Origin of the sequence: Shewanella sp. 4_MG-2023 (assembly GCF_030548015.1) — a bacterium.
Classification (GTDB): Bacteria; Pseudomonadota; Gammaproteobacteria; order Enterobacterales; family Shewanellaceae; genus Shewanella.
In genome coordinates, this window is sequence record NZ_JAUORL010000021.1 from 25,351 (window position 1) to 41,517 (window position 16,167).

The 16,167-nt window shown below is 41.4% G+C and carries 14 protein-coding genes; 11 read left to right on the top strand and 3 right to left on the bottom strand.

The window, feature by feature from the left end:
• Window positions 1-112: 112 nt before the first annotated feature.
• The 4 genes from Q4546_RS12565 (at window position 113) to Q4546_RS12580 (ending at window position 8,103) form a co-directional block, all read left to right on the top strand.
• On the top strand, window positions 113-1,066 hold the full coding sequence (locus tag Q4546_RS12565; protein ID WP_102519929.1) for a LysR family transcriptional regulator: 954 nt from the start codon (window positions 113-115) through the stop codon (window positions 1,064-1,066).
• A gap of 164 nt (window positions 1,067-1,230) precedes the next feature.
• On the top strand, window positions 1,231-2,433 hold the full coding sequence (locus tag Q4546_RS12570; protein WP_102476036.1) for an ABC transporter substrate-binding protein: 1,203 nt from the start codon (window positions 1,231-1,233) through the stop codon (window positions 2,431-2,433).
• Between the two features lie 21 nt (window positions 2,434-2,454).
• On the top strand, window positions 2,455-4,854 hold the full coding sequence (locus Q4546_RS12575; RefSeq protein WP_303446364.1) for an ATP-binding protein: 2,400 nt from the start codon (window positions 2,455-2,457) through the stop codon (window positions 4,852-4,854).
• Between the two features lie 198 nt (window positions 4,855-5,052).
• Window positions 5,053-8,103, top strand: a complete 3,051-nt coding sequence (locus Q4546_RS12580; protein ID WP_303446365.1) for a UvrD-helicase domain-containing protein — start codon at window positions 5,053-5,055, stop codon at window positions 8,101-8,103.
• A gap of 49 nt (window positions 8,104-8,152) precedes the next feature.
• Here Q4546_RS12580 and ftsZ read toward each other — a convergent pair whose 3' ends face one another.
• Together ftsZ and Q4546_RS12590 are read right to left on the bottom strand one after the other, a co-directional pair.
• Window positions 8,153-9,310 (bottom strand): cell division protein FtsZ, encoded by a 1,158-nt coding sequence (gene ftsZ, locus Q4546_RS12585; protein ID WP_303446366.1) that lies wholly within the window; start codon window positions 9,308-9,310, stop codon window positions 8,153-8,155.
• Window positions 9,311-9,363: 53 nt separating this feature from the next.
• A complete protein-coding gene (locus Q4546_RS12590) occupies window positions 9,364-10,371 on the bottom strand; it encodes a YafY family protein (protein WP_102437015.1) in 1,008 nt (335 codons plus the stop codon).
• A 436-nt stretch (window positions 10,372-10,807) separates the two neighbouring features.
• Between Q4546_RS12590 and Q4546_RS12595 the strand changes: the two genes are divergently transcribed.
• The 7 genes from Q4546_RS12595 to Q4546_RS12625 all read left to right on the top strand — a co-directional run bounded on the left by Q4546_RS12595 (window position 10,808) and on the right by Q4546_RS12625 (window position 15,728).
• On the top strand, window positions 10,808-12,049 hold the full coding sequence (locus tag Q4546_RS12595; protein ID WP_303446367.1) for a site-specific integrase: 1,242 nt from the start codon (window positions 10,808-10,810) through the stop codon (window positions 12,047-12,049).
• Window positions 12,042-12,644, top strand: coding sequence for a hypothetical protein (locus Q4546_RS12600; RefSeq protein WP_102530746.1), 603 nt, complete (start codon window positions 12,042-12,044; stop codon window positions 12,642-12,644). Before Q4546_RS12595 ends, Q4546_RS12600 begins: the two co-directional genes overlap by 8 nt.
• Window positions 12,645-12,732: 88 nt before the next feature.
• Window positions 12,733-12,909 (top strand): AlpA family transcriptional regulator, encoded by a 177-nt coding sequence (locus tag Q4546_RS12605; protein ID WP_102530745.1) that lies wholly within the window; start codon window positions 12,733-12,735, stop codon window positions 12,907-12,909.
• Between the two features lie 43 nt (window positions 12,910-12,952).
• Window positions 12,953-13,381: a hypothetical protein gene (locus tag Q4546_RS12610; protein ID WP_102530744.1), complete on the top strand. Its 429-nt coding sequence runs from the start codon at window positions 12,953-12,955 to the stop codon at window positions 13,379-13,381.
• A 254-nt stretch (window positions 13,382-13,635) separates the two neighbouring features.
• Complete coding sequence (locus Q4546_RS12615; RefSeq protein WP_102530743.1) at window positions 13,636-14,202, top strand: inovirus-type Gp2 protein; 567 nt, start codon at window positions 13,636-13,638, stop codon at window positions 14,200-14,202.
• Window positions 14,203-15,063: 861 nt separating this feature from the next.
• On the top strand, window positions 15,064-15,387 hold the full coding sequence (locus Q4546_RS12620) for a hypothetical protein (protein WP_102530741.1): 324 nt from the start codon (window positions 15,064-15,066) through the stop codon (window positions 15,385-15,387).
• Window positions 15,384-15,728, top strand: coding sequence for a hypothetical protein (locus Q4546_RS12625; RefSeq protein ID WP_102530740.1), 345 nt, complete (start codon window positions 15,384-15,386; stop codon window positions 15,726-15,728). Before Q4546_RS12620 ends, Q4546_RS12625 begins: the two co-directional genes overlap by 4 nt.
• 129 nt (window positions 15,729-15,857) lie before the next feature.
• On the opposite strand, the gene fis is transcribed toward Q4546_RS12625, so the two are convergent.
• Window positions 15,858-16,163 carry a DNA-binding transcriptional regulator Fis gene (gene fis, locus Q4546_RS12630; RefSeq protein ID WP_011494902.1) on the bottom strand — a complete coding sequence of 102 codons (306 nt, stop codon included), beginning with the start codon at window positions 16,161-16,163 and terminating at the stop codon, window positions 15,858-15,860.
• Between the last annotated feature and the right edge of the window lie 4 nt (window positions 16,164-16,167).

The window sequence follows — 16,167 nt, forward strand, 5'->3', positions numbered from 1 at the left end:
TAGTTAGTGTTTTATGTTATTTGATAAAGATTAGTTGGTGAACATTATTTTATAAATTTTAGCACGGAAATATTAATTTAAATAATTCAGTTTAAATATAAGTAGGATTGATATGGAATTACGTCACATTAAATACTTTGTTGTATTGGCTGAATTAAAACACTTTCATAAAGCTGCCGCAGAGTTAAATATTACTCAGCCGTCACTATCCAAAAGCTTGCAAAAACTCGAATTATTAGTTGGTGGTAAGCTATTTCAGCGCGACTCTAAAAATATGACGCTAACCCCTTTGGGGGAAATGGTATTAGCTCATAGCCAAAACATTGTAAAGCAGCACGATAAACTAAAACGCGATATCGCCAGCTTTCATGGTGAAAATGAGCATGAAATTAGCATTGGCGCCAGCCCTATTCCATCAAACTGTTTAGTGGGCCCTATATTGGGGCAGTTTATTCAGGCTTGTCCCAAAATGACCATTGATTTTAAAGTGGATCATTGGCAATCATTAACAGAGCTGTTACTTCAAGGAAAGTTGGATTTGTTTGTTGCGGAAGCCAAAGTGACTGAGCTTGAAGATAACCCATTACTTCACTTACAAGCGCTGCCACCATTTCCGGTGATATTTTGTTGTCGTCCTGATCACCCGCTTACTAAGCTGCCGAGATTATATTTAGCGACATTTAGAGATTATCCTTTGGCGATCCCATTGAAATTGCCCATTACCATCGCCAATCAATTTGAAGACTTATTTCAATTACAAAGAGATGATTTTGCCGGTTTAATTCGTTTTGATCAGCTTCACTCAATTAAAGACGCTATTTTTCATTCAGATTTAGTAGTGCTAACTCCAGAAATAGCAGTACGTGATGAATTATTAGCGGGCACCTTGGTGCAGCTTAGCCCGCAATTGATGCCGAAACTGAATGCTAAGTTCAGTATTGTTAGCCTAGCAGAAAACCAACAAAGCCAATCGATTAAGGTGTTTAGCGAGTTTATTGTGCAGCGAGCTAACTCAGTTAAGGACTCAGTTAATGAGCTTGAAAACTTAGATATACAAATTGCGTAAGGCTGAAAAGTAGGGCAAACCTAACGAGTATCAAACTAACTTAGCTTGGCATGACTGCGTTACTGGCACAAATAGCATCACAATTTATATGGTTATTTCCAGAGGGTAGGCTATAACTAAGATGCTTGACTAAAATTGCCGCATGCCAACCAAGGATTGTCAGTATGCTTAAAATTGTATTTTTGCTTCTATTATTTAGTTATTCCCTCGAGATACTCGCCTCTCCTAAGTTTTTTAAAGTTTACTTTGATGCCGATAGAACGGGTCATATTGAATCGTCATTAGCAATTGAACAGGGTTTTAAAGTCGCATTTGAACAGGCAGATAATAAACTTGGTGGCCTTGGTGTGGAATTTGTCACCTTAGATCATCGAGGTAATGTCGGCAGAAGCAAAAAGAATATGGACCGTTTTTTGAAAGATCCTAATGGGATAGTGTTTATAGGCGGTCTGCATTCCCCGCCATTAATAAAATATCGAGATTTTATTAATGAGTCACAATTGCTCACCCTTGTCCCTTGGGCTGCTGGTGGACCAATTACTCGATACCCCTCAAAAGATAATTTTGTTTTTCGGCTTTCGGTAGATGATCAAAAAGTTGGCAAGCACTTAGTTGATTTTGCGATGCAAAAACAATGTAAAAAACCACACATGATGCTCGAAAATACCGCTTGGGGTAAATCTAATTATCGCAGTATGACTTCTGCCCTTGAGGCTTATGGCATGACTGAAGTGGGGGAAACTTGGTTTGCTTGGGGGATAAACCCAGCGCAAGCAAGATTATTATTAGCAACCGCCCAAAAAGAACAAGTTGACTGCTTATTTATGGTCGCAGGGGCCACAGAAGGGGCGTTAATCGTAGCCGCTGTGGCTGAGCTGGGTTTGGATATTTCAATATACAGTCACTGGGGGATTACCGGTGGGGATTTTGCCACTGTGGTGCCATTTGAGATCCGCAATAAAGCAAATTTACACTTCATACAATCATGCTTTAATTTTTATAGCTCAGAGGTAACTGATTTTAATCAGCAGGTTTTTAATGATGCTAAAGCTATGTTTCCAGAGCAGTTTGTTGATAAAAACATCAAATCGCCGGCAGGCTTTGTTCATGGTTATGATCTCGGTAAAATTTTTATCGCAGCCGCCAATAATGTCAGTTTTACTGACAATATAGTCACTAATCGCATCGCAATGAAGCAGGCACTGGAGTCGATGACAGCGCCGGTTGACGGATTAATAAAACAATATCAGGCACCATTTAGTGTATTTAGCCATAGCGCCCCAGATGCCCATGAGGCGCTAGATGAAAACGATTTATGTATGGCGATATACGATGATATTAATGCGGTTAAATTGATTGAGCAGTAAGCCTAAGGCGTCGAATTTATTATGTGGTTTGATAAAAAAAATGGAATGCATTTATTTTCGCTGTTTATTTTGTTGGGGGCCATTACCTTTATGGCGTCCAGTTATATTTTTGTGTCCAATCAGGCCGCTGAAACTGCAAAACTCATCAATGAAGAGAATTTAAAAGGTAAATTTTCTGCAATTGAACAATACGTTGCCGAGTTCATCGGCGCCCATGAAAGGGATGTTAATAAAATATCCTCTTACCCTGATGTTATCAGCGCGACGCTAGAAGGTGTTGATGATAAACATACCTTACATGACCAACTATCACTGATAAAACCACATGATGTAGATACTTTTGTGAACCTGTATGACTTTGCTGGCGAGGGCATTTATCTTGAATTTGAGCTTGGGGAGCAACTAAGACATTACCTGGTTGAGGGGATTAATGATGAGTCAATTCTTAATGATAACAACTATATCTTTTTTAATGAGCGTGGCCAAGATTACTTATTAATCACTGAGCCGATACGATATCACGCATTAGCTGAGGGCTTGACTGCTTATATTATCCAGTTAAATGACTCGCAATTAATAGGTCGATTAATTGCAGATAAAAATCATTGGTTTGGGATCAGACAAGACAGGTTTAACTGGGCTATGTCTCCCCAGGGTGGCTGGCAGACTCAAGCGAAAATGATCCCCCAATTTGATATTTATCTTCTGTATGCATCATCGCCACAATTTGTTGAAAAAATAGAGTCAGACTTCTTACGAAGCTTATTTCTTAGAATGCTGCTTGCTACCAGTATGACCATTTTACTCTTGTATTTTTTGGGTAGAAAAATCTTAGTATCCCCCTTTCAGTCATTAGCTCGCTCACAGCAATTACTTGAGCAACAGGCGGAAAATTTAAAAAATAAAGAGGCTGAATCAACTCGACTTGCGCGGGTTGTCAAATATATGCGAGATGCGGTGGTATTTACCGATCCTGATATCAAAATAATTTGGGTCAATGGTGCATTTGAGAAGATGACAGGCTATAAAAAACATGAAGTGTTGGGCATGAAACCCGCAGATTTACTGCAAGGGCCAAAGACTAGCAAAGTAACGGCTCGTAAAATTGGTGAGCTAATAAAAAATAGAGGCTTTGGTACTTTTGAGATAATTAACTACACCAAGAGTAACGAAGCCTATTGGTTAGAGGTGCAAATTGGGCCGCTGTATGATGATTCAGGTGAGCTAGAAGGTTTTATGGCGGTTGAGCGTGATATTACTGAGCGCAAAGAATTGGAAGACTCGTTAAAACTCACTGCCAAAAAAGCCGATGCCGCAAATATCTCAAAATCGCAGTTTTTAGCATCAATGAGTCATGAGCTTCGCACTCCAATGAATGGCGTGTTAGGTATGACAGAACTGATTAAAGACACTTCTCTTAATGTTGAACAAGAAGAGATGGTCAATACCTTATTGAGATCAGGAAAGCACATGCTATCTGTGCTCAATGATATTTTGGATTTTTCAAAAATTGAAGCGGGGAAATTAACCTTAAATTTAACCCGTTTTACCATCAACGAACTCAAGTCGGAAGTTGAACCGATTTATAAAGCCTTGTGCGATGAAAAAGGCTTGGCATTTAGCTTTGAGTCGGCTGGCGAGCAAGATAAAGTTTGTGTCGCTGATAAGATCCGAATTCAACAAATACTACAAAACTTGCTCAATAATGCGTGGAAGTTTACCCCTCAAGGCCATATTGCCGCGTCAATTAACGTCATCAATAATGGGGCTGAGCCGTTATTAGAAATTATTGTGTCTGATAGCGGTATTGGTATTAATAAAGATAAACAAGATTATGTTTTTCAGGCATTCTCTCAAGCTGAAGCGGATACCACCCGTCGGTTTGGCGGCACTGGGCTGGGGCTGGCGATTATCTCTGAGCTGGTGAATGTTATGGGAGGTAGCATAGAACTCAATAGTGAGCTGGGGGTAGGTAGCCAGTTTAGAGTGAGTATACCGATTAAATTAGATGCCAAACCGCAACAGGTCACAGGTCATCATAGCTCTATGTTTGATGGCTCAGGTTTAAAAGTGCTTATTGTTGAAGATAATAAAATCAATGTAAAAGTGATGAAGATGTTCCTCAACAAACGCGGCTTTGATTGTGAGGTCGCTGAAAACGGTCAAATTGGTGTCGATAAAGTGCAAGCAACACACTTTGACTTGGTGATCATGGATAATCATATGCCGGTGATGGACGGCATTGCCGCGACCAAGGCAATTAAAGCGTTAAACTTGGCTAATGAGCCGTTAATTATTGGCTGTACCGCAGATGCTTTTGAGCAAACCCGTATCGATATGATCAGCATGGGGTGTACTGAGGTTGTCACTAAGCCTATTCATAGCTCTAAATTAGACGAGATCTTAATCGCTATCTTTTGAGCTTACTCATAGCGATAGCCCGCAAGCCTGCTTACATAAAACGCCTGTCTATCTCATTAACCCCAGTTGCGGTTAACTCAATTGCCCATCGCTAAATCATTAGCAGATAAAGATCATGCTTAGGCGCTTAAGATTAAGCTATAGTGACGCCTAAATATCAATAGTTTGCTGTTCAGCCATTAAGCCGTAGGTTGTAAATTGTTACCAGAAAAATTTAAAAAATCAGAAAAAACGATCAAGCATAGTTGGTTTGGGCGCCTGTATTTAGGCGCTGCAGATGCCATTAAATTATCGGCTAATGGCATTGAGTTTCGTGCTCAGCAAGGTCGTTTATTTAGGCATTGGTTTACAGTAAAACCTGTACCTCAGCTGCAACAATTTACTTGGCAGCAACTGGTTGCGCCAGCCGAGTTTACCCCAAGCTTTTTAGGCAGTTTGCTTCGATTTCAAGCCCAAGGCCAGTTTTATCAGGTGCCATTTCTGGGATATTTTTCTAACCCCAAATTTAAACAAGACATTGAACAATATTGGGCGCAAGCTCATGAGCAGCAGCTGTGTGAGTTAGTTGCCCGCATTGAGCATACCTTAGCGAATAAGTATTTACGTCAGTCGTTACTTGGGCAAATGCAGCCTCGCATTAAACGTGAATATCGCCGCTGGTTTCCATGGTGTAAATCGGCGGGGTTATCGGTAACGCTTAACGCTGCGTTAGTGAAATTATCTGGCTTTTATCATTGGAATAACGCCAAGATAGCGCAAATTCGTTCGGCTTATGTTGACAGGCAATTAGTCAAATATGCAGACTTTTTTGATAATGTTGAATCAAAGCCATTAACCGATAAACAGCGCCGCGCTTGCGTTATAGATGATGATAACAATTTATTACTGGCAGGGGCTGGCACCGGTAAAACCAGTGTAATGGTGGGGCGTGCAGGCTATTTAGTTGCCAGCGGTCAAGCGCAAGCAGCGGATATTTTATTGTTAGCTTACGGCCGCAAAGCCGCTGATGAAATGGATGACCGCATCAAACAAAAACTGGCCACAGATGCAATAAAAGCCAGCACCTTTCACAGCCTTGGTTTAAGGATTATTGCAGCAGTGGAAGGCAAGCAGCCCAGTTTGTCACCATTGGCAGAAGATGACCAAGCCAAAGAGAAATGGTTACAACTCCAGCTTGATTACTTGCTTAAAGATGAGGTTTTCAGCAAACGGCTGTGTGAGTTTTTTAGCCAATATTATTATGTGGAAAAAAGCCCATTTGATTTTGAATCCGAAGGCGAGTACTTCCAATACTTAACTGACAATGATATTCGCACGCTTAAAGGCGAGCGGGTTAAGAGTTTCGGCGAACTGTATATTGCTAACTGGCTATTTAAAAACGGCATTGAATATCGCTATGAAGCCAAGTATGAGCATGATGTTAGTAGTGTTGATTTTCGCCAGTACCAGCCTGATTTTTACCTGCCAGAATATGATGTTTATATTGAATATTACGGCATTGATGAGGCTAATAATACCGCCAGTTATATCGATAATCAGGCTTATCTTGAGTCGATACAGTGGAAACGCGAGTTACATCAACAGCATGATACTGCCTGTATTGAGCTATTTTACTATCAGCATAAAAAGGGCCAGTTAACGGCAGAATTACAACAGGCATTAACGGCATTTGAACTGCAATATGCGCCGCTGCCCGATGACGCGATACTGGCAACCCTTAATGAGCTTGGGCGGGTGACTGAATTAGCCAAATTATTTAGTCAGCTTATTGGTTTATACAAAGCGGCTTGCCTTGATAATAAAGGCCTAGACAAGCTATTTAATCAAGCTACTGATCCCAAGCAAAGCCGTAAGGCATTTGAATTGCTCCAGCCCATATTAACCGCTTACCAACAGCAGTTAGCTGCAAATGGCGATATCGATTTTGAAGACATGATTGCCAAGGCGCTTAACTATATACAAACAGGGCAATTCATTAGCCCGTGGCGTTATATTATGGTGGATGAATTTCAAGATATCTCCGAGCCTAGAGCGCGTTTAGTTAAAGCATTAACACAGGCTTACTCAGCACAGAGTAAAACCACAGCCTCATTATTTTGTGTTGGCGATGACTGGCAGGCTATTTATCGTTTTAGTGGCGCAGATGTCAGCCTAACGACCCATTTTAGTGACTATTTTGGCGCAGCTGCGACAAGCTATCTTGACCAAACATTTAGATTTAATAGCAGCATTGGCGATGTTGCTACCCAGTTTGTCACTCAAAATCCGGCGCAGCTTAAAAAACAGATTCGCTCCAACGTGACAGTGACCCAAGCGGCGGTGTCAGTGATTAAGCGCGGCGAACATGAAGCCGCCACAGCTGACAACCCAAGCCCTAATGCGTTAGCGCAAGCATTGTCGGCGATTAGTGCTAGGGTCAATAAGCTTAAAGCTGGCGCAAAGCAACCGACAGTGTACTTACTGGCCCGCTTTTGGTTTCAGCTGCCAGATAGTAATACCCTAAGACTACTGAATCAGCAATACTCCAATATAACCATTGAGTGTCAGTCCTTTCATGGCGCTAAAGGTAAAGAGGCTGACTATGTGGTAATCATCGGAATGAAAACCGGCCAGCATGGCTTTCCATCAAATAAAATCATCCCGCCTTTGTTAGATGCCTTTTTAGCAAAAGAAGAAGACTTTAAGTACGCTGAAGAGCGACGGTTATTTTATGTGGCGTTAACCCGTGCTAAGCATCGCGCCTATGTACTGGCTGATATGACTGATGTCAGCCCGTTTGTCACAGAGCTTATTCAAGATGGTTATGCCATTGAGCAAGCAGAATTTACGACCTCTATAGTGCAAAGGCTGTTTGAAGATATTAACTGTGTTCGCTGCACCACAGGAGTATTAAAGCAAAGAACCGGTAACTTTAAGTCATTCTATTCCTGTTGCCACTTTCCTTTGTGCGACCACAAAGAAGCAGGCTGCGAGCTTTGTGCAAGCCCCATGACCCGTAAACGCTTTGCAGGCTTTAAAGTCTGTCTTAATGATCAATGCGCCCATACCACACCGTTATGCAGCGTTTGCGGCGCTGATATGGTGCTAAGAAAAAGCGCTCGGGGGGAATTCTGGGGCTGTAAAAATTATCGTGGTAGTCATCGTCAAAGTAGCAAGGCTAACAGCAGGCAAAGTTGCACCCATGCAGTTGATAAAGCCAAGTTAGTACTGCCGAAGTCGATCGACTTGAAAGGAGTGAGCCTTCTCTGATGCTATCAAAGATATAGCAGCAGCTAGCGGCTCACCCTAGGGGCCGATATTATTGCCCTGCTGTTTTTTGATTTAAGTTACGGGTATAAGTCGGGACATCGAGCTCAGCTAAGCAATGATTATCATCGTTACTGTCTACAGACTTTTCTTTTAGAAAATCGTGAAGATTAAGCAGCTCTACTGATGCAAAGCGGTCTGTTGAAGGCGGTACTTTAACATCATCCATAATGATTACTGATTGGTCGGTTGTGGCTTGAATACCGGTGGCAATCACCATCAATTCCAGCTCGCAATCCAGCTCAGGCACTATGGTTAATCCAATTATCACCAATGCACTAGGGTCGAGTTGCTGCTGCAGGGTTTCGCCAATCATATTATATTGGCTGAGCTCAATATTTTCAGATGCCATCACACTGACAATCGCTCCTTTGGCATGAGTCAGCTCAACGTCTTGCAGTAATGGATTTTTAAGGGCGCTATTAATCGTCACTTGGATATCTGCACCTGGCATTTGCTTCGCCACTCCCATAGCGGCTCGTCCATGGTGATTTACCACCGCAATGAAATCATTGAGATCGATATTAATCAAACCTGATTGGCTAATGGTGGTGGTTAACCCCAGCAATACATCTTGCAAAATACGGTTACTTTCAAAAAAGGCGTTAACTAGGCTGACTTTCTTATCCAGAGTTTTAGCCAGTTTGTCATTAGGTAACACGATTACAGCATTGGCGTGCTGCATTAATTTATCGACGCCTTTATTGGCCAGAAGATTCCTTTGCTGGCCTTCAAAACTAAAAGGGGTGGTAACCACGGCAATTAATGGTTTATTTAGCGCTGAGGCGACTGAAGCCATGAACGGGATGGCGCCAGTGCCAGTGCCGCCGCCCATACCGCCAGTAATAAAAATGATGTCGGCGAGTTCAATAAGCTCTTTTATTTGTGCTTCAGACTCCTGCGCAGCAGCTTGACCTTTTTCGGGCTTAGCGCCCGCACCTAATCCTTTAGTGGCTTCAATGCCAATTTGTAATCGAGTGCTAGATTGAGAGGCCTGCAGTGATTGTGCATCAGTATTGACGGCAATCAGCAGGACGTTGTCATTGAATGACGATTGGCTAAGTTGATTTATGGTATTGCAGCCGCAGCCTCCCACACCGAAAACGGCAATGCGAGGTGATGGGCTGTTTTGCGTCAGTAAGTCAAACATCGATTCATCTCCTTGAAGTTACGCTAAACAGCGTAACTTAAGGGTGCGACAGCCTAAGACGCAGCAATTTGATAGCGCGCATTGACCTTGCTAATTAATCGAGTGAAATGGGCTCTTAATTTGGCTGGTGCCAGCACTTCGACATTGTCAGCCATGCTCCACAACAATGTTCTTAATCCTGAGGTGTCTTCAACGGTTGCTTCAACCAGATAGCGTTTATCTTCTAACTGCTTAACAGTTTGATTGTCACTGAGCTTGGCATTGCGCATGATAAAGTTTGCTGATGCAGAAAAAAGCAATTCAATATCAATCAACTCCGCTTGGTTTTCCATTTTTCTACGGGCAATATTAGCTTCACTTCGAGTAATGGAAGGGGTGTCCAACACTCGCACATTACGTAGTAAGTCGATGGATTTGGCAAAAAGTTTTGGCTCAACCGTGCCAATGGTAAAGGTCAGTAGTGCGACACCATCTGATATTTGTATACCTTCAGGATTAATGGGCGTGTAATCAAGCCAATAGCTTTTCCCTTGGATCACTCGCTTTATTTGGCAGGCAATCTGGCGCTTGTTAAGCAGTGCCGATTGCACAGCTTCAAATATTTGTGGATCTTGCTGCTCAATTATAAAAGGAAAAGGTTTAGGTAACTGCGCCACGCGGCAGGCCCAGTAAAGCCAAGGGTTATCAGGATCATTTCCTAATATTTGATCTGCACGGTCAAAATAAGGGGTCAACTGCTTAAGGCTTTGGGGAGGCAGCAGTTGGCTAGCACTGTGCTTTAGGGTGTAAAATGCCAATGCCATGTGATTATCCATCAAGGTCAAGTTAAGACCACGCCAACAGGCGGCAATCGACCAGCCAAAAGGCTTGCTTCTGTCATCGAGCACTATGCCAAACAGCCCCATGTCGTACATGGCTTTTAATTCCCGCTGCACGGTTCTTAATCCAATATCAAAATCACGACTTTGCAGTCTTGCAGTGATGTCATTAGCGGTAATGCGCCTTGGATGAGCAGGTATTTGTTCCAGCATGGCAATTTGGCGTTGGATATTGATTTGCATCGATGTTCTCCCGATTATCTATGCCATGAGCATAATACTACCCTGCGACAGAATCTGACGCACTAAGCATTTTTTGTATCATTATCTGATATTTAACCATGAGTAAAAGTTAAAGTTTTAGCTTGGGAATTACGTTGAAGGAAAGCGGAATCGAATACAGGAAGGGGCAACAAAACAACGGGGGTATATATGGGGGACATATCAACAAAAACGGGCTTTCCATTGCTGGAAAGCCCGTTTTCTTACAATCACTTAGACGTTAAGTCTTAGTTCATGCCGTATGGACTGTATAGTTATCTTTTTATATCTTACTAATTCCTGATTTGCCTTCCTAACTTATTGTCACGAAAGGTTTACCTTCAATATTGCATCTCGTTTTATCTCGGAGTATTCTAACAGGTATCAACTTACTTGTGGGTTTAAGTGTGGGTTTAAAATGTCTCTAGTCGCTTCTAAACTGGATAAAATGTTAAAAGGGTTCGAAGGTAGGACACCTAAGAAACTAGCCGATAGAGACGGGTTGATAGCCTTATGTCGTCCATCTGGTAAGGTTTCATTTGTGTTTAGGTTCCGATTTGATGGTAAGCAACAAACCCTTACACTTGGTGAATATACTGGCAAGCCACAAGGAATGGCGTTGTCGGTTGCTAGAAGTAAGGCAGCCGAGTGCAAGGCATGGCTTAATGACGGCTATAACCCTTCTGTTAGGACTAAGCTTATCAAGAGTGGTAACGCAAAACCTGTGACTGTGAAGGATGCTTTAGAGCACTGGATAGATAACCACGCCAAAAAGAACAGAGTTAATTGGTCTAAGGTTCAATCTCAGTTTAATAAATGGATTTACCCAAAAATCGGAGAACTGCCTCTTGCAGATTGTGGTACTAGCAACTGGATAGCGGTATTTGATAAGTATAAAGCCGTTTACCCTGTGGGTTCTGGTTATGCTTTCCAAGCGGCTAAACAGGCGCTAAAGTTTTGTCGAGTGAGGAAGTATGCGGTTAGCAATGCTTTGGATGATCTTTCAATGGCAGATGCTGGAAGTGTCCAAAAGGCTAAGAAACGAGTGTTAAACTTTGACGAGTTATCCGAATTAATTCAATGGGTAGATTCGTTATCCCCCCATAAATATTATGCAAATATTGCCGCAATACTTCTTGCTACTGGTGCGAGAACTCAAGAAGTTAGATTATCAAAAATAGATGAATGGGATCTTGATAAGCGCCTCTGGACAGTGCCAGAAGAACACAATAAGAATAAAAAAAAGCTCGACAGTAAAGGGCTAAACGCTGAGATCCTAAGACCAATACCCAAGCATCTAATACCGTTAATAACAGAGCTAAAGCAACGGGCTATCGATAGCAATTGTGAATATATACTGGGAGAACTAAAACAGTCTCCAGCCGTCAGTAGTTTTGCGCCAACACTAGCCCAAAAATTAGGTCATGAAAAATGGAACTGGCACGATTTAAGGAGAACACTTGCAACTGTGTTAAATGAAAATGGAGTAAACCCGCTAACAGTAGAAAGCTTGTTAGGTCACTCATTGCAGGGATCTATGAGCCACTACGTTCATGCTGACAGATTAAGAGATAAATCCATTGCTTTGGATACATGGCGAAACCTGCTCGCTAATGAAGAAGCTAACAATGTAATAGTGATGAGTGCTGGTAATGAGTAAATTTCCCTTCGAAAGTTATTTTGATGATGACGATAATTATTACTGTGAGTTTGATGAGTTTAGGGCTGAACTATATGCGGTTGGCTCCTCATCCCAAATTGTTAATAATGTGATGGACAGGCTTCGCGAATGGAGAGTAAATAATGATCCTAGTTACTTAGACCTAGCTATTGTTCTACTGTCCACTGATGGGGTAGCAATACCGCCGATGATTACGAAAGAATTGGCAAAAGTAGCTTGGGGGAGGCTGAATGGTGATTATAAACCTTCTGAATCAGGAAAGAGTATGCGTAATGCAATGACTGAATTAGCTCTTAATCAGGCTATGCATTGGATTACGTTATTGAACACTTATTGTGGCATAACTAAGCACAAAGCAAGTAAAATGGCAGCAACACTGTTACTTGCTAAATTCCCTACAATGGAATCTTTCGAGGCTAGCACGTTAGAAAAGAGGCACCCTCAACTTGTTTCAAAAACATTTATCAATAACCTTAAAAAAACAACTCCTGAATGGTCAGCGGCAGACCAAGAAAAATTTATTAAGCAATTCCCAGAAATAGCAGAAAGGTTTAATAAATCAAGTCGTCATTAACCCGACAAAACTACCGCAATTTATTCCCTAAATTATTATCTTAAATCTCCTTAGTATGTTGGTTGTCTTCTCAAACAAGGTAACTAACATGACTAAATATCTCTCTTACAGTGATCTAGAAACCCGCTATAACCGTTCAAGTAAATCTATCTGGCGATGGTGGAAAGTCGATAAACGCTTTCCTGCACCTACTCGTATTAATGGGGTTTTACTTGGCTGGACAATTGAGCAAGTAGAAGCGTTCGAGCAAGGTCAATTCTCTTAAACAATCTATTAAAACTAACCCGCCAACATAAAAAGGATTACAGATGAAAAAGAGTATTACCCCTAAAAAGCTGGCCGCTGCAAAGTGCCTATTAACGCGACTGCTTAACGGTGAGGAGTTCACTGAAAAGGAGATATCAGATCAGTATGGTTATGGAGGAAGCCGTTTGATTGATGTTGTTAGATACGAGCCGTTATGGGTTCCAGTCCCAGATGCTAGAAAAGGGCGCATATATAGGGTTATGCCAGAAGAGATACAAGGATATTTTGATGGGTGTGGGCGTAAGATTCAGGAGAAAAAGCAAAGAAGTAAATACTACGCGCAAGAGCATGTAAAAGTTAAGAAGAAGCTGCATGAGATATCTGGAAGAAACGAGGCATCAAAGAGCCGAATATTAAGCATGGTCTACGAAGTGCTAAACGAGCTAACGGCCAACGATGACCCAGAAAGGCAAAAGGAGCCTAAACAATAAGTTCAAACCCCTTTCATTAGAACATGGTTAGCGGCTCAATCTTGGCGGAGCGACCGTTAACCATCATCCAAGGATAGCTTAACAATGAGCATTCATTCAAGCGTTAACCTAGCGCCTAAGAATTTGAAGGTTTCCGACCCCTCCAAAAATAAGACATTCCTATATTGCTGGTGGGTAGCGGGTTGCCATTTGCAGGTTTCCGACCCGTTTAAATATTATCTATATAGCACCTACTTTTTAATGATGGTGCTTTAATGGCTTATTCAACCAAAAAGCTCACGTTGAAGCATGGTGATTATGTGATTGAGATTTTGAGCGGGTCGTTAGGTTGGCATCGGAAAATCATGTTGGCTGGGTTGGGGCAGATTGAAAGCCTTTTAACTCATACCGATAGAATTTTTGTTATTCGGATGGATTGTCACCCATCTGGCTTTTCAACGAATAACAGCCAAATAGAGGTGTTTATAAGGCGCTTCAAGAGGAAGTTAAGGCGGCGCTATCCTGAGCTATTAATCGGTCACTTGTGGGTTAGGGAGCATGAGAAAGCTAAGAATCAACACTACCACTTTGTATTGATGGTAGACGCTAATCGGATTCCTCATTCGAACGTGGTTACTGATGCTGCGGTGGGGGTTTGGGAGAGGTTAACAGGCATTCACCCGCACATACCAAAGAACCCATTTTACTTAGTAAAGCGAGGTGATAAACAGTCAGTGCAGGAAGCTGCAAAGCGAATGAGTTATTTAGCTAAATCTAGGGGGAAGGGTTACAGACCCGACCAAACTAAGGATTATGGTTCAAGTAGAATTAAGGCGGCTTAATGGATTGGTATATTTATATTGCAGGAGTATGGGCTATCGGTGATTTTTTTCGTGTTCTCATTGGGCTTATTAGATCAATAGTGGTTCAGAACCAAAATAAGAACGGCAAGATTAGTTGCTCGACAACTACGTATAAACAGCTTTAATGGTTCATTAGAAAAGGTTTTTCGTATGATTGGTTGCTTCACTGGGCACAGAACAAGACGATATATTGACAGTAAACAGCGCATAGAAGCTAAGTCATTCAAGCCATTCATTAAAGAGCATAGCAAGAGGTTCAAGCTAGATAGCCCCGATAAATATCCCCAAGAATTTACCATTAAATCTCATAGTGAGTTACTGACAGTCCTATGGTTTGAATCAGAAGGTAATGAAAATTTCCCAGTGCCTTTGGTATGGGACAACACTAAATACCCCCGTTTGATATTCCTTTGTCCATGCTGTGAGTCCAAAAGGCTTTATCTATACGGTGCATCAAATGGTTGGGCTTGTAGGAAGTGTTTAAACCTTCATTACAGCGTGCAGTCGATGACTACTGAGGAAAGATTAAGGAAACGGATTAGAAAGCTTAGGCGCTTAATTTGGGGGGCTAACGCTTCAATGGATACTTTTGAAAGGTCGTATGCTTACGGGAAACCAAGGCTAGTAAGGTATAAGCAATTCATTGATGATGTTGTTAAATTAAACCAGCTTGAAGATCGTTACCTTGAATTGGTGGAAAAGCGATTTTCGAAGTTGAACGTTAGAATTACAAAGCTAATGCGGGAGGTTGGATCTACATAAATTATTGGTATTGAGCAATGAAAAGGTGTTAAAAGTAACTATAGGGGTTAAGTCAAAAGCCTAGATTAAGGGATTAAAATGAAAAGGTTTATAGGGTTGGCATTTATTTTTCTTGTTAGCTTATCAGCTCAATCGGAAGAGTTTGTAATAGAGTCAGTCAAAATAATGGATAAAGAGCCTCATTATGCAAACTCACGCCATTCTAGAATCACAGTGTTAATACCGAAAAACATAAACAGAGGTTACTCTGTTGAATGCACATACTACAAAATGATTAAGGATAGCGACCCTGAAATTGTGGCATCAACAAATCACTTAGCTTTAAAAGTAACACCTGAATGGACGGTAAAGGCTAAACCAGAAGATATCGATTTTGTTATCTGTAAGGGAATTGAGCTATGAGTCGAATTTTAGTTATTTTTTCTATATTGCTTCTAAGCGGTTGTGCAGCGCCAACTTTAAAAATGGTTAATCATGTAGGGGCGATTACCTATGAAGGGAATGCTGAGTATAGCTCTAAGCAAACCGAACAAGGTTTATTTGTCGTTGCGTTTCGCAGTGTGCACAGGTTTCTACCAGATACTCAAAAAGATTATCAAGAGTGCAGTGACGTGCTGAATACTGTAGCTAAAAACTATAAGCCAGTTTTATGGAATGAGGTTACTGTGGCTGCACATGAATACAATGGGGTGACAGGAACGGCCAATACAACATGTTCATTTACTTTCAAAGAAGTCATTTAAATCGTTATTTTCCGCTAACGAAATGAAGGGTAATATATTAAATGTGGGTTTAACTGTGGGTTCAAAATGTAAAACGGGCTAACTATTTCTAGTTAACCCGTTTTTATACAACAGCTTAGAGGTTTAACTCTAGTTCATGCCGTATTTTTTTAATTTTTTGCGTAAAGTGCCACGGTTAATACCTAGCATGTTCGCTGCACGTGTTTGGTTGCCACGTGTGTGTTGCATGATGATGTCTAGTAAAGGTGCTTCAACTTCACTTAATACCATTTCATATACTTCAGACGCTTCTTGACCGTCTAACTGAGAGAAGAAGTTTGTTACTGCGCGCTTAACTGCGTCACGTAATAATTGTGGCTTGATTGTACCGTTAGCGGTTTCAATCTTACCTACGGTTAGCTGGTGAACTTCTGTGTTAGTTGTCTGATCAAACATTCTA

Coding starts and splice junctions, on each gene's coding strand:
- Q4546_RS12565 (WP_102519929.1), top strand. CDS start 113: ATGGAATTACGTCACATTAAATACTTTGTTGTATTGGCTGAATTAAAA.
- Q4546_RS12610 (WP_102530744.1), top strand. CDS start 12,953: ATGAAAAAGAGTATTACCCCTAAAAAGCTGGCCGCTGCAAAGTGCCTA.
- Q4546_RS12600 (WP_102530746.1), top strand. CDS start 12,042: ATGAGTAAATTTCCCTTCGAAAGTTATTTTGATGATGACGATAATTAT.
- fis (WP_011494902.1), bottom strand. CDS start 16,163: ATGTTTGATCAGACAACTAACACAGAAGTTCACCAGCTAACCGTAGGT.
- Q4546_RS12575 (WP_303446364.1), top strand. CDS start 2,455: ATGTGGTTTGATAAAAAAAATGGAATGCATTTATTTTCGCTGTTTATT.
- ftsZ (WP_303446366.1), bottom strand. CDS start 9,310: ATGTTTGACTTACTGACGCAAAACAGCCCATCACCTCGCATTGCCGTT.
- Q4546_RS12620 (WP_102530741.1), top strand. CDS start 15,064: ATGAAAAGGTTTATAGGGTTGGCATTTATTTTTCTTGTTAGCTTATCA.
- Q4546_RS12595 (WP_303446367.1), top strand. CDS start 10,808: ATGTCTCTAGTCGCTTCTAAACTGGATAAAATGTTAAAAGGGTTCGAA.
- Q4546_RS12605 (WP_102530745.1), top strand. CDS start 12,733: ATGACTAAATATCTCTCTTACAGTGATCTAGAAACCCGCTATAACCGT.
- Q4546_RS12590 (WP_102437015.1), bottom strand. CDS start 10,371: ATGCAAATCAATATCCAACGCCAAATTGCCATGCTGGAACAAATACCT.
- Q4546_RS12570 (WP_102476036.1), top strand. CDS start 1,231: ATGCTTAAAATTGTATTTTTGCTTCTATTATTTAGTTATTCCCTCGAG.
- Q4546_RS12625 (WP_102530740.1), top strand. CDS start 15,384: ATGAGTCGAATTTTAGTTATTTTTTCTATATTGCTTCTAAGCGGTTGT.
- Q4546_RS12615 (WP_102530743.1), top strand. CDS start 13,636: ATGGCTTATTCAACCAAAAAGCTCACGTTGAAGCATGGTGATTATGTG.